This is a genomic window from Megasphaera intestinihominis (genome assembly GCF_040096415.1).
GTDB classification, from domain to species: Bacteria; Bacillota; Negativicutes; order Veillonellales; family Megasphaeraceae; genus Megasphaera; species Megasphaera intestinihominis.
Map to the genome: position 1 here is coordinate 1 of NZ_JBBMEU010000016.1, position 13,765 is coordinate 13,765.

Below are 13,765 nucleotides of genomic sequence, written 5' to 3' on the forward strand. Positions count from 1 at the left end.
ACTTCTCGTTCAACGTCATCGGCGGCTTCGTCTGCTGCTGGCTTGGCTTCGCCACCGGCAACGCCTTGTGGGGATGAGAGAAGGGCCGCCAGAGCGGCCCGCAGGTCGCAGGTCGCAAGCCTCCCCTCATAGGGGAGGTGGCCCAACGGGCCGGAGAGGTTGAATTTCCACGCGGTGATTTAAAAACAACCCCTCAGGGGAGCAAAAAAAGAGGCTGTTGCATTAAGACAGCCTCTTTTTAAGTTTGTAGTTTTTAGTTTAATCGCCGTATCGGCCGACCGGTTGCGTTTGCGTTAAGATGGCTGGATATGCGCGCTGGGGCAAGGCGGAGGAAGGAGGCGTAGCCATAGCTACGTCGACTGACGACAACGCAGTCCCAGCGTGCAGAGCCGGTCAGATTTGCGCAATAAGCAGACGGCCGGCCGATACTCCTAATGCTGTGCCGGTGCGCCGACAGGTTTCGTTTCTTCTACGAGTCCGTCCGTTGCGATGGCTTTCTGGGATACGAAGCTGATGCCGCAGAAGGTGACGGCGCAGACAATCCATTCGGCATAAATGACGTGCGGCAGTACGCGGACAGCCGGTACGAACATCCAGGCGACGAGGACGATGATGGAAGCCAGGATGGTGTAGAACGCAGCCTGACGGGAGCAGTATTTCGGCGCATACATGGTCATGAGGACGATGACTGCGAAAGCCGTCATGAGCGACAAGCCGGCCATGAGGGTCGAAATGATGCCGCTGATGGTCAGGGCGAAGCCCAAGGTCAGCAGGCCCAGGAGCAGGACGGAAATACGGGTTACGGTCATGTATTTCTTATCGGACATATTGGGGTCGATGAACTGTTTATGAATATCATGGGAATACAGCGTCGCAGCCGACAGCAGGAGATTGCAAGCCGTGCTGACATCAGCAGCCCACAGCGAAGCCAAAGTCACGCCGGCAATCCAGGGATTGAGAGACATGATGAGCTTCGGCAGTGCCGTCGTCGGCGAAATAGCCGGATACATTTCAGCAGCGATGACACCGAGGAGGGCGGCGATGAAGCCGACAGGCAGCATGACCAGACCACCGATGATGAAGCCTTTGCGGGCCGTCTGGACATCCTTGGCACCGAGAGAAATCTGGATGATAGCCTGGAGCGATACATTAACCGTAATGAGGACGACGATCCAAGTGATGATGGTCATGGGACCGACACCGCTGATGAGGTCCATGGACGTAATGGACGGAGCCTGGATAGCGACGACGTCGATGCCGCCGGCCATGCCCAGGATGAGGAAAGCAGCAACCGTAATGCCGATGTACTGCAAGGTAACATTGAGGACGTTAGACTGGCTGGCCGACCACATACCACCGATAAGGGTAATGCCGATGAAGACGACGGCACTGGTGAGCATCCCCGTGACCGGCGTGAAGATATTCGGCATCAAGGCAGCCAGGATAGCGCCGCCTGCGACGTACTGCAAGCTCATGATGACCAGCTGTACCAGGACCTGACAGCCGATACCGGCGATCATGCTGCGGCGGTCATAATACCGTTCCAGCAGTTCCGGCACAGTCGTAATATTGAGCTGGCGATACTTCTTGGCAACCGTCAGGCCCATGACGATGGCGCCGATGCCCCAGGCAGCCGTATACCAGCCGGCCGACAGACCGACTTTATAAGCCTGTTCGGCAACGCCGATGGTCGAAGCCCCGCCGACAGCCAGGCCGACGATGGATACCATGATGAGGGGCGTCGTCAATTTGCGGCCAGCCAGCACATACGCTTCTGCCGATGCGGCAGCCTTATGCTTGACGTACCAGCTGATACCGAAGAGAACGCCGATGTACACTAAAATGATGAAGACTTGAATCCCTGTAGTTCCCATAGTAAAAACTCCTCTCTAAAATAATTTCCCGAAAAAAAAGCCGCCCCTCACAAAAGGGACGACTCAGTCGCGGTACCACCCAATTTATCGATATATGGATAAAAAAAAGAGTGGTACGCCAGGGACGGAAGATTCCGCGGTACCACCCTAATTATCTCGAATCGATCAACTCATGGCCGTATAACGGCAGCCGCCCCGGTACAGCCTACTCACGTTCAGCCGTACAGTTCAGGAATGAACTTCATGCCCTCTCCCCTGTCCCCTCACACCGGCCGGAGACTCTCTGAAAAGCTCAAAGACACTACTTTTTTCCATCACAACTGTTATCAGGAAATCTGTTGTTGACCATGATTATACAGGAAAATAAAATAAAGTCAAGCAAAATCTGACGAAAAAATCGAAAGAAAATCACGTAAAACGTACTACGAATTAGGTAAAACGTGCGACCTGAGAATCAACACAATCTCTGTGTTTTTATGCGACTTATAGTGATAGCGAAATAATTTTCCCAACACTGGCAATGACGCCAGAATCGGCACCTTGCGGAAATGCTCGACCTCTTCCCGGCGAATCAGACCACCGATGACCAAAGGCTCGCCATCGCGCAGACGCACGACCGTCCGGGCCTGGCGCGTCGCAATGCGGTAGGCCTTCATTTCCGGCACAAACACAGGCGTGCTCACTTCTGCCACCAACTGGGCCGTCACCGAATCATCGGGGTGGATCTGCGGCGTGTAGGTCAATTTAATGCCCGCCTCTTCGTACGTCGTACTCACCGTCGTTTCCTTGCCGGACAGATGCTCTGTCTGGACGGGGACTTTATCGCCGATGAGGATATGCGCTTCCCGGCCATTAGTAGCGACCATGTGCGGCGAAGCCAAAATATGGGCCCGTCCCTTTTCTTCGAGGGCGTGGATCGTCCCGGCCAGGGAAAAGACGCCGTGGTCCGCCCCGCCTTCTACAGTCGACCAGTTCCACTCGACACCGGTCTGCTTCAGCAAGCTGTCATCGACGGAGGCAACCTCTACGGAAACATCGACTTGCCGTGCCGGCACATCGAGACGCTTCACCAGGGACTGGACAGCCGCCTGGACTTGATGCGTTCCGCCGACAACGAGGGTATTCGTATCGCCATGGCAGCGCACATCGGCTTCCGGTACCGCTGCCTGGACGGCCTCCTTCAAAACGGCCGGGTCGGCATGGCGTAGCGACCATGTATGAAAAGTCTTGACCCCTTTTCCCGATTTCGCCCCGCTCATCGTACGGATAGGGCCGGATTGTTCGTAATACAAGCCCTGGCTGTCAGCAATGGCCTGCAAGGCTTCTTCCAAGGTGACGTCGTGGAGGTTCATCGTCAACGAGCCCTGCACGCTGTCATCGACGACAAGATTGATATTTCCTGACCGGGCCAGCCCTTCCAGTACCGTCCGTGTCGGCACATCCCGGACCTGGACATCGACAGCCCCGGCCGTCCAGGGACAAAGACAACAGATACCGGCAGTCAGCCATTTCTTCCACTCCTTCATGATGTTCCCTGCCTTTCTTTACAAAGGGATTTCAAAAACTCGTCCGTCCCGCTGCAGGCCTGCGGCCTGACGGTTGACATAGGCGATGTACCAGCCGTTCCACCATTCCCCGGCAGCACAAGTCGCCGTCTGTCCCTGCCACTTCAAAATGACCAGGTGAATATCTCCTTCATGGACGGCACCACAGACGACGGGCAGCGTCCCTTCTTTTTTCTCTTTTTCCGGTTGTTCCTTGACTTCTTCAGGCGCAGCCGCCGGAACGGTCAGCGGTACCGCTTCAGGCGCAGCAGTCTTCTTCGGCAGACTGCCGGCAAACAAATCCGGTAAGGGCTTATAGCGCAAGGCCGGTCGGACATCATAGACGAGGTTTCCTTTACCGTTTCCCCGTTCCGCTTCGTCAGAAGCAGAAAAAACGGGATGCGACCCAGCTTCATGCTGAGCGGCATCCCGTTTCATGTGTTCTTGTCCTTGCGACGGCTCGTCCCACCACGTCCAGATGGCGCCAAGGCAGACAAGTATCCCTATATAGGGAAGCCATGTCTTGCGATGTTGAACGATACCGTTCCTTACCTTTTGCAGAGCGGACAAGACCTTATTGCTTATCTCCATAGCCCTGCGGATGATGCTGATGCCAGTTCCAGGCATCGGCAATGATTTGTTCTACCTTACTGTGTGTCGGCTGCCAGCCTGTGACGCGGCGGATCTTTTCGGATCCGGCGATGAGGATGGCCGGGTCGCCGGCGCGGCGCGGTGCTTCTTCGACTTTGAAGTCTTTGCCCGTGACTTTCTTGGCGGCTTCGATCATTTCACGGACGCTGAAGCCATTCTGAGAGCCTAAGTTGAAGTATTGCGATTCTCCCCCTTCGGCGAGGTACTTGAGGACCCTTACGTGGGCGTCTGCGAGGTCTGTGACGTGGATGTAGTCACGGATGCAGGTGCCGTCGGGCGTCGGATAGTCGGTGCCGAAGATCTTGATGCTGTCCCGCTGGCCCAGGGCCGTCTGCAGGATCAGGGGGATGAGGTGTGTTTCCGGTGTGTGGTCTTCACCAATGGTGCCGCTTCCATCGGCCCCGGCGGCATTAAAGTAGCGCAGGGCCACGTAGCGCAGGCCATAGGCCCGGCTGAACTGGGCCAGCATGGTTTCGATCATGAGCTTGGTCTGGCCGTAGACGTTGGTCGGATGGTAGGGCATGTCTTCGGTGATCGGCGTCTGTTCCGGTTCGCCGTAAACGGCGGCCGTCGACGAGAAGACGAAGTATTTGACGCCGGCCCGGCGTACAGCTTCCAGGAGGCAGTACGAGCCGACGACGTTGTTGTCGTAATAAATTGTCGGGTTTTCCATGGATTCGCCGACCTGGCTATGGGCGGCGAAGTGCATGACGGCGTCGATGTTCATATCTTCCATGATGTGCCGTACCCGGTCGATGTCATGGATGTCGACGACGTAAAAAGGGATTTCTTCCGGGACGGCTGCCCGATGGCCGCGCGAAAGATTATCAATGACGACGACGTTGTGGCCCTGAACCAATAAGGCTTTGACCGTATGGCTGCCGATGTAGCCGGCGCCGCCGGTAACGAGAATATTCATTGAGAGTCTGCCTTTCGTTATTTATTGGGCGGGCTCCCCACGCGGGAGCCCCTACGGTATACTGGGCGGGCTCCCCATGTGGGAGCCCCTACGATAATGTTTCTGCGGATTATAAATTATTTTTCCTGTAATTTTTTCAGACGGCCGCCGAGGAATTTCTTGTAGACTTCGACGCCGGGCTGGTTGAAGGCGTCGACGTTGGCGTATTCTCCTTCGTAAGCGATGGACAGGCAGAGCATGAACATCAATTCGCCCAGGTGATACGGGGTCAGGGCGGGCAGGATGTAGTTGGCGCTGGGACGGCCGTCACCGGCGAGGGCTTCGGCGTTGGAGCTGCGGGCCGCTTCCAGGATCTGGCTCAAAGGCAGGCCGCTGAAGGCAGCGAGTTTCGGGTATTCGTCATAGAGATGGGGGACCGTGACGTCGTCGGGCCAGTTTTCGACGGAAACGAACTGGACGACTTTGTCCTGCGGGCCTTCCTGATGTTCCTGGGTCTGGGCGTGCATGTCCGTCGTGCCGACGGCGACGATAGGCGTGCGGCCGTAGTTGACGACGTTGCCCTGTTTGTCCAGGCGTTTGCCCAGGGATTCAGCCAGGAGCTGGATGTACCATTCGGACAGGGATTTCAGGTTATCCGCATAGGGCATGAGGACTTCCAGGTCGCGGCCGTGGTTCTTGCCGGCCAGGAATTTGAGGACACTGTTGAGCAGGGCCGGGTTCTGCCATATATCCGGGTTCTGGCAGGCGTGGTCCATGTCGCGGGCGCCGTCGAGGAACTGACGGATGTCAAAGCCCGTGAGGGCACCGACGATGAGGCCGACTTCGGAGAAGACGCTGAAACGGCCGCCGACGCCATCGGGAACGTAGAAGATGGGCCAGCCCGATTTCTTGGCCAAGCCGTGGAGCAAGGTTTCTTTTTCGCCGCCGTCGTGGGGGTCCGTAACGGCTACCGTTTCCAGGGCGATGCCGGCATCGTTCATGGCCTGTTTGAGGACCATGTAGTTGGACATGGGTTCAATGGTCGAGCCCGATTTGGAAATGACGACGGCCATGACCGTGTAGTTCGGTTTGGTGTGGCTGTCGGCCTTGAGGAAATGGATGAGGCCCGTCATCTTATGGGAGTCGACGTTGTTGCCGGCAAAGAAGGCTTTCGGGAAGCCCTTGCGTTCTTCCGTGCTCTTGAGGTTCCAGAATTCGCCGCACTGGACGTCGAAAAGGACCTTGCCACCGAGATAGGAACCGCCGATGCCGAGGAATACGACGGTGTCTACGCGGTTGCGCGTCGTCCGTGCCAGTTCTTCCAGGGCAAAGATGCGTTCCGGACTGTTGATGTTGCCTTCTTCTATGTACGGCAGCTGCGGGAAGAGGACTTCTTCCGGTTCTCCGTCTTTCGAGAGATGGCCCGGCATGATGCCGGTCTTGCGCATATTCATAACGGCTTCGTGAGCCTTGGTGTAAACGGGTTCAAAAGCCTTGACTTCTTCTTCAGTGACGGCCTTGGGACCATAAAGGTTGGTTACGTCAAAAGTAAAACCAGAACGTAATTTTAATTGAGTCATGTAAGTTCCCTACCTTTCGATAGAATAATGTCATATTCGCGTATGAAATCATTATAGCACAAAACGGGGCGCACGGGCTACCTCCTGGACGGCGAACGGTCCGATGTGGAAAAAGGACTTGTCGCATGACGACAAGTCCTTTTGCTGTAGGGGCTCGCACGTGGCGAGCCCGCTCACGTAAATGGTTGATAACGGGATTCCTTTATATACCGGCGGGCGCCCCACGTAGGCGCCCCTACAATACGATCCACGGGATTCCCACAAGCGGTCCATGGGCAACCTCTCAGACCGCCTTTGGCGGCCAGCTCCCCTATTAGAGGAGCCTTGCGGCCTGCGGCCTGCGAATTGCGAACTGCGAATTATGATTTTACCATCAAAAATGGAGCATGGATTTGAGGAAGTTCTGGGTCCGTTCATTCTGCGGGTGTTCGAAGACGTCTTCCGGTTTGCCTTGTTCCTGGATAATGCCGTCGGCCATGAAGATGACCCGGTCGGCGACTTCTTTGGCGAAGGCCATTTCGTGGGTGACGATAATCATGGTCATGTGTTCGTCGGCGAGCTGTTTGATGGTCCGCAGGACTTCGCCGGTCAGTTCCGGGTCCAGGGCGCTCGTCGGTTCGTCGAAGAGCATGATGTCCGGGTCCATGGCCAGGGCGCGGGCGATGGCCACACGCTGCTGCTGGCCGCCGGAGAGGCGCGACGGATAGGCATCGCGTTTATCCCAGAGGCCGACTTTTTTCAGGAGTTCTTCGGCTTTGGGCATGATTTCTTCGGTCTTCATCTTCTTGACGATGCGCGGCGCTTCCAGGATGTTGTCCAGGACGGTCATGTGCGGGAAGAGGTTGAAGTGCTGGAAGCACATGCCCATGCGGCGGCAGATGGTCCGGACGTCGGCTGCCGGGGCGTAGACGGCACGGCTGCTCCCTTCGGGCGTGCTGACCATGGTCTGGCCGTCGACGACGATGGAGCCGCTGTTGATCGTTTCCAGCTGACAGAGACAGCGCAGGAAGGTACTCTTGCCGCTGCCCGACGGGCCGATGATGGAAATGACTTCCCCCGTTTCAACGTGGAGGGTGACGTCTTTCAAGACTTCGAGACTGCCGAAGCTCTTGCGGATATGGTCCATTTCAATAAAACTCATGATAATCCTCCTTATTCATCGTAAACGGCATAGCGTTTTTCCAGATAACCAAAGACCTTGGTCAGGATAAAGGTAAAGAACAGGTAGAAGACGGCAGCGACCAGGAAGGCCGTCGTGTCGAAGTCGCGCTGTACGATGGAGCGCGTAATGCGCAGGATGTCGTTCATGGCCAGGATGTAGACCAGGGACGTATCCTTGAGGAGGTTGATCGTCTCGTTCGAGACCGGCGGCAGGACGCGCTTGATGACCTGGGGCAGGATGATGCGGCGCATGGTCTGGACGTAAGTCATGCCCAGGACTTTCGCACCTTCATACTGGCCGCGGTCGATGGACTGGATGCCGCCGCGGAAGATTTCGGCAAAGTAGGCGGCATAGTTGAGGACGAAGGCGATGATGGCCGCCGGGAAGGCCGGCAGTTTCAGGCCGTCGATGATGAAGGGCAGGCCGTAGTAGATGAAGAGGATCTGCAGCATGAGCGGCGTGCCGCGCATGACGTAGATATAGGCGTACATGGCCTTACGCAGGATGGCGATCTTGGAAATACGGCCGATAGCCATGAGGATGCCCAAGGGCAGGCTCAGGACGATGGTGATGATGAAAATTTTCAGGGTAATCTGCAGGCCTACGGCAACGACAGGCACGATGTGAAATAAATAATCCATGTTGGCTCCTTTTTTTGGAATTGACACATATACAGCATAGGATACGTATATACGCAAGGCGGGCCGCCCTTTTGGGCGGCCCCTACGAATCGTCGTTACATCCCGCTTCGCTTACTGTACTTTAATGGTAATATCTTCGTTAAACCACTTCTGGGACAACTTAGTCATTGTACCATCTTCACTCATTTGTTTCAAGACGTCGTTGAGTTTATCCTGCAAGAGCGTATCTTCCTTGCGCATGCCGACGCCGAATTTTTCGTCGCCCATCTTGTCGTCGATGACTTTGAACTTGCCCGGTTTCTTGGCCATGTAGTAACGGCCGACGACGCTGTCGACGAGGATGCCGTCAGTACGGCCGATTTCCAGGTCCATGAAGGCGTTGACGAAGTCGCCGTATTTCTTGACTTCTGCCAGGGAATCCTTGAATTCGGCGTTCTTTTCCAGGGCGTCGATGGAGCTGCTCCCTTCCTGGGTGCCGATGACCTTCCCTGCCAGGCCGGCCCGGTCATTGATGGGCGAATCGGCGCGGACGACGAGGAGCTGGGCGTTGTTCATATAGGGCTTGGAGAAGGCGATCTGCTGGGACCGTTCATCGGTGATGGTCAGGCCGTTCCAGAGCATGTCGACCTGTTTGCTCTTGAGGGCTGCTTCCTTGCTGTCCCAGTCGATGGGCTTGAATTCGACGGGGATGCCCAGGCGCTTGGACGCTTCCTGTGCCAGGTCGATGTCGAAGCCGACGAGCTGACCGCTGTCATCGCGGAAGCCCATGGGCGGGAAGTTGTCATCCAGGCCGATGACGATCTTATCGGGCAGTTTCTGTTCTGCCTGTTTATTTGCATTGCCGCCGCAGCCGGCGACCATGGTAACGGCTGCTACGGCCAGTGTACCCGCAGCCAGTGCTTTTTTCCAATTCATGTGAATTCCTCCTTACATCGTGACGTCGATGCCAAACCATTTTTCAGAAATCTTCTTCGACGTGCCGTCGTTGTGCATGTCTTCCAGGACCTTGTCGAGCTGGGCCTTCAGTGCCGTATCGTCCTTGCGCATGCCGACACCGCTGGGGATGTCGGGATAGCCGACGTCGATGATGCGGAACGGCGCGTTGTTCTTCTTGATGAAGTACGCCGCTGTCGTCTGGGCGACGACGACGGCATCGATGCGGCCGACTTCCAGGTCCATGAAGGACGTGACGTTGTCCGAATACTGTTTCAGTTCCTTAAAGGAATCGCGCAGTTCCGGTTCGGCTTCGATGGCTTCCAGGCCGGTGCTGCCCTGCTGGGTGCCGACGATTTTGCCGGCCAGGTCGGCCTTGCCCTGGATGGGCGAGTCGTTCTTGACCAACAGGATCTGCGGGCCGTTTTCATAGGGCCGGGAGAAGAGGATGTTCTGTTCCCGTTCCGGCGTGATGGACAGGCCGTTCCAGATGGCATCGATTTTTTTGCTCTTCAGTTCCGTTTCCTTGCTGTCCCAATCGATGGGCTTGAATTCGACTTCCATGCCCAGGCGCTTGGAGGCTTCCTTGGCCATGTCGATGTCAAAGCCGACGAGCTCGCCGCTTTCATCATGGAACCCAAAAGGCGGGAAGTTGTCATCGAGGCCGATGACAATCTTATCCCTCTTGGCAGCCGTCCCCTTGTCGGCCTGTTTGTCCCCGCCGCAGCCGGCGACGAAAGTTGCTGTCAGAATTGCCGCCATACCGGCAGCTGCGTATTTTTTCCATTCCATGATTATCGCTCTCCCCTTGAGATCATCTAGGCGTACCGTTGTGTACATGCCCTATTTTACTTTATTTCGTTAAAAAGATAAAGGCTTTTGGGTATAAAAAATCGGCATGTCTCCATGCCGATTCATGCATATCGCACATAGGACAGGTCCTGTCAATGGGCGCTTTCGTCATCGTCCGTTTCATGGGCCTGCTTGATGCGGTCGATGATGCGCTGTTTGTTGCGCTTGGACAGGAACTGCAGGTGCACGGGCAGGACGGCCAGGCCGCCTTCTTCGGCTTCGCCCAGCTGGATTTCCTGCCAGTTGTCGCTGATGACGAAGATGTCCTTATACGGGAGGAAGATGAGGCTCCGCTCCTCATGGAACTGGTCGTCGTAGAATTCATGGAGCGACCGGAACTGGCGGCGGACGATGAGGCCCTTCCGGGTGACGTAGCACATGACGTCGTCCTGGCGATGGATGCGCCACAGGCAAAAGGCCAGGACGGCCCAGTTGTCGAGGTGTTCAACCAGGTGCGCTTCCCCCGTCATGAGCCAGAAGAAGTAGATGGCCACCATGAGGAAGAGGACCTTCATGAAGCCGGAAAACCATTTCGAGTTCTCATAGGCCGCCTCGACGGGACCACAGCGGAAATGCTTTTCCAGGTCTGCCTGTTTCATTTTCTCAGTTTTTTGCTCGTCTTCGGTGCCGTCTTGATGACGACGTTGCGGCCGTCCTTGACGACTTCCAGGGAGATGTCGCCGACGCCGTCCTTGAAGTAAGCCATCTTGATATCGAGGAGGATAGAGCCGACTTTTTCCTGGAGGTCGTCCGTGAAGAACTGGCGGCGGAAGTCCGAGGCGGTCTGCTTCTTAGCCGTCTTTTTGGCCTGCGGCCGGCGGACGCTCACTTCGTCGTCTTCCCAGCCCGTCGTTTCAAAGGTCGATTCTTCTTCGACGCCCTGGAACATGTCTTCGATAGAGCGATTCTTGGGAATCTTATGTTTTGCCATGACAATCACCTACTTCTTTTCCATTTTATCGGATTTTTCCGATGCTTCGTGCATACTGTTAAGGGTAATCTTATTGAAGTCTTCCGGCGTCTTGTACGTCGCTATCTTCTTGAAGCCGACCCGCAGGCGGCCGCGGTAGGCGGCTACGACCTTGTCGTCGTGGTTCATTTCGGCGATGTAGATTTCCTGTCCATCGATACCGATGAGACGGAAATTGCCGCTCGGCGAGATTTCACGCCAGCTGCTGGTCGCCCCGTCGAACATGTAGACGACGCCGGTCCGCAGGTTGTCGTAGAAGAACGTATCCGAATCGTAGAATACGGCGATGCGGCCGATGTTTTCTGCCTGGACGTGGATGCGGCGCGTGTCGTAGTTGGCGTCGGTCCGGTAGATGCGGTATTTATTGTCGCCGACCTGGAGCTTCATGTAGACGACATTGGTCGCCGTCGAATAGGCGACATCGGTGATCTTACTGTCGACCGGGGCATCTTCGATAGGCGTATCGAGTTCGCGGTCCGGATAAATCGGGTTGTACTGGGCGATGTAGACGCCGTACTTGCCGGTCTTCCTGTCGCGGCCATAGGTGGCGAAGATAGCCAGGTTGCGGTCGGGCAGCCATTCAAAGAAGGAGACCTTGCGGCCGTGGAGATTGATGCGCTGGGGATCGTTCTTCTTGCCGGCTTCGTAAATGGTGACCCTGTCGTCGACGATGGTCGCCATGAAGCGCTTGTCATAGGAATAGAAGCTGCGGCCGTTCGGTTCTGTCCCTTCGCCCATGGCTTCCTGCTGGTTCGTGCCGCCGATCTGGAAATCCGACGTCGGCGCGAACAAGACCTGGTCCAGGTAGAGATAAATAGCAGCCTGGACGGCGATGCCGGCCAGAAAGACTGCAATGAACTTTCGTAATTTCATAGCCTGCCTCCTACTTGACGACGAACGCCGTCGGAATCATGCGTTCACCTAAGAGGTCCGCCGGTTTGTTGATGACTTTGCCATTATAATACAGCGTCGAGCTCGACCCGCCATCCAGGTTGGCCGCAATGACGGCGCCTTCTTCATACATGATGTTCTGGATGTCGCGCAGTGTCGCCCCGACGGAATAGCCAGGCTGGCGGCCGTCGATGACCAGGAAGAGGACCGTGCCGTCTTTGCGCTGGCCGATGGCCGTGCGGGGACCGACGCCCCAGCCGCCGTCGCCGTGGGTGATCATCTTTTCACCGTTGACGATGAGGGCCGGCCCGAAGGAAATGCCTTCGACGACGTCCTTTTCTTTCAGTTCGGCCTTGGAGTAGTTGCCGACGATGAGGTTGCCGTCCTTGGTAAAGCCGACGAATTCATTTTCTTCCTCATCGGACGCATCCTGGCCGAGGAGATATTTGCCATCGTGGAGGATGAAACCGTAAGGCTGGCGGCCCGTACCGGTCCCGTTGGCATCATAGAAGCCGCCGGCATTGATGGCCGCTACGGCGCCGACGCGTTCGGCAATACCGCTGGTCGTGTCGCCTTTTTCATCCATATTTTCAGCCGTCGCGACCTGTACGCGGTGCGGGTCCGGGATTTCCAGGAGGAATCCCTTGAAACGGCTGGAATCAATATTCTTCAGGGTAAGTGTCGAGTCCGTCCGGGCTTTGAACTTGAACAGTTCCTGCTTCGGCGTCGAGCTGATGCCGCCCAGGATTTCGTCGATTTCTTCCTGCGAAAAAAGCCAGGTGATGTACTGGGGATGACGGCTCTTCAGGATAGCCCCGATGACGGTGCGCTTCAGGTTGTCGAAGGGGCCGAAGAGGACGACAAACGGCGATGTCAAGGCAAAGAAAATGGCGACAAAGACAAAAAACTTACCGATTTCTTTTACGTGTTTCCTCATAAGTAACCTCGAAAATAATAAAGTTAGCGTTCTTCATACTGCGGTGTCGTGACGCGCTGCTTGAAGTTTTCTATATCGACGGCATTGCCGATCCAGATGCGCTTGACCGCATAGGGGTTGTCCCCGTATTTGGCCCAGCCCGGATCCATGGTAAAGGCCAGTTTGATACCGGCTGCCTTCAACGCGTCGCCGGCGCTTTTCGTATAGCCGCCATAGGGATAGCAGAAATATTCGTTGGTAATGTCCAGCTGTTCCTTGAGTTCAGCCTGGCTCTTCTTGATTTCATCCGCAAAGGTGCGCCCTGTCATTTCCGTCGCCCGTTCATGGTGATAACTGTGGGAGGCAATGGTCAGGCCGGCAGCCTGCATTTCCTTGACCTGCTGCCAGTTCAGGCGCGTTCCCTGGTCCGTGTCATACGTCGGCACGAAGACCGTCCCGGCAAAGCCGTATTCCTTCAAAACAGGCATGACGATGCTGTACGTATCGGGATAGCCGTCGTCAAAAGTGAGGACGACCGGCCGGACTGGTACGGGCTTGTTATGCACCATATAGTCATAGAGCTGGTCCAGGGTAATGGGATGGAAGTCATTATCCTTCAGGAACTTCATCTGTTCCCGGAAGTGCGATTCCAAGAGGACCGCATCGTTATCGGGGACATCGCCTATCATGTGATACATCAGGACCGGGATACCCTGCTTGGGCACGGCCATTTCCACCTGCGCCTGCGGTGCCTTGTCGGCCTTGGCCGTATCGCCGCTCTGCGTCGGCGTGCAGCCGACCAGCAGGAAGCAGCACAGGATGGCCAGGCAGGCCAGTTTCCATATACGCAAAT

14 protein-coding genes and 1 other annotated feature are annotated in these 13,765 nt (G+C 56.1%); all 14 genes read right to left on the minus strand.

Features of this window, described 5'->3' with window-relative positions:
* Window positions 1–431: 431 nt before the first annotated feature.
* Window positions 432–1,874 carry a sodium:solute symporter family protein gene (locus tag WMO23_RS03930; RefSeq protein ID WP_301876983.1) on the minus strand — a complete coding sequence of 481 codons (1,443 nt, stop codon included), beginning with the start codon at window positions 1,872–1,874 and terminating at the stop codon, window positions 432–434.
* Window positions 1,875–1,991: 117 nt separating this feature from the next.
* Window positions 1,992–2,201: a binding site (T-box leader), on the minus strand.
* A gap of 95 nt (window positions 2,202–2,296) precedes the next feature.
* The gene (locus WMO23_RS03935) at window positions 2,297–3,400 is read right to left on the minus strand and encodes a type II secretion system protein GspD (protein ID WP_020309976.1); all 1,104 of its coding nucleotides are present in this window, start codon (window positions 3,398–3,400) and stop codon (window positions 2,297–2,299) included.
* 18 nt (window positions 3,401–3,418) lie between these two features.
* Complete coding sequence (locus WMO23_RS03940) at window positions 3,419–3,856, minus strand: hypothetical protein (RefSeq protein ID WP_020309975.1); 438 nt, start codon at window positions 3,854–3,856, stop codon at window positions 3,419–3,421.
* A 136-nt stretch (window positions 3,857–3,992) separates the two neighbouring features.
* Window positions 3,993–4,988, minus strand: coding sequence for a UDP-glucose 4-epimerase GalE (gene galE, locus WMO23_RS03945; protein ID WP_292105585.1), 996 nt, complete (start codon window positions 4,986–4,988; stop codon window positions 3,993–3,995).
* Between the two features lie 116 nt (window positions 4,989–5,104).
* A complete protein-coding gene (locus WMO23_RS03950) occupies window positions 5,105–6,547 on the minus strand; it encodes a phosphoglucose isomerase-related protein (RefSeq protein ID WP_020309973.1) in 1,443 nt (480 codons plus the stop codon).
* A 373-nt stretch (window positions 6,548–6,920) separates the two neighbouring features.
* A complete protein-coding gene (locus tag WMO23_RS03955; RefSeq protein ID WP_020309972.1) occupies window positions 6,921–7,688 on the minus strand; it encodes an amino acid ABC transporter ATP-binding protein in 768 nt (255 codons plus the stop codon).
* 11 nt (window positions 7,689–7,699) lie between these two features.
* A complete protein-coding gene (locus tag WMO23_RS03960; RefSeq protein WP_292105581.1) occupies window positions 7,700–8,350 on the minus strand; it encodes an amino acid ABC transporter permease in 651 nt (216 codons plus the stop codon).
* A gap of 111 nt (window positions 8,351–8,461) precedes the next feature.
* On the minus strand, window positions 8,462–9,265 hold the full coding sequence (locus WMO23_RS03965) for an amino acid ABC transporter substrate-binding protein (RefSeq protein ID WP_020309969.1): 804 nt from the start codon (window positions 9,263–9,265) through the stop codon (window positions 8,462–8,464).
* Window positions 9,266–9,277: 12 nt separating this feature from the next.
* On the minus strand, window positions 9,278–10,075 hold the full coding sequence (locus WMO23_RS03970; protein ID WP_020309968.1) for an amino acid ABC transporter substrate-binding protein: 798 nt from the start codon (window positions 10,073–10,075) through the stop codon (window positions 9,278–9,280).
* A gap of 152 nt (window positions 10,076–10,227) precedes the next feature.
* Window positions 10,228–10,734, minus strand: coding sequence for a hypothetical protein (locus WMO23_RS03975; protein ID WP_020309967.1), 507 nt, complete (start codon window positions 10,732–10,734; stop codon window positions 10,228–10,230).
* A complete protein-coding gene (locus tag WMO23_RS03980; RefSeq protein ID WP_192813534.1) occupies window positions 10,731–11,066 on the minus strand; it encodes a hypothetical protein in 336 nt (111 codons plus the stop codon). The genes WMO23_RS03975 and WMO23_RS03980 overlap by 4 nt, the downstream gene beginning before the upstream one ends.
* A gap of 9 nt (window positions 11,067–11,075) precedes the next feature.
* Window positions 11,076–11,978, minus strand: a complete 903-nt coding sequence (locus WMO23_RS03985; protein ID WP_020309965.1) for a hypothetical protein — start codon at window positions 11,976–11,978, stop codon at window positions 11,076–11,078.
* Window positions 11,979–11,988: 10 nt separating this feature from the next.
* On the minus strand, window positions 11,989–12,933 hold the full coding sequence (locus WMO23_RS03990) for a phosphodiester glycosidase family protein (RefSeq protein ID WP_020309964.1): 945 nt from the start codon (window positions 12,931–12,933) through the stop codon (window positions 11,989–11,991).
* A gap of 23 nt (window positions 12,934–12,956) precedes the next feature.
* The gene (locus WMO23_RS03995; protein ID WP_020309963.1) at window positions 12,957–13,763 is read right to left on the minus strand and encodes a polysaccharide deacetylase family protein; all 807 of its coding nucleotides are present in this window, start codon (window positions 13,761–13,763) and stop codon (window positions 12,957–12,959) included.
* Window positions 13,764–13,765: the final 2 nt, after the last annotated feature.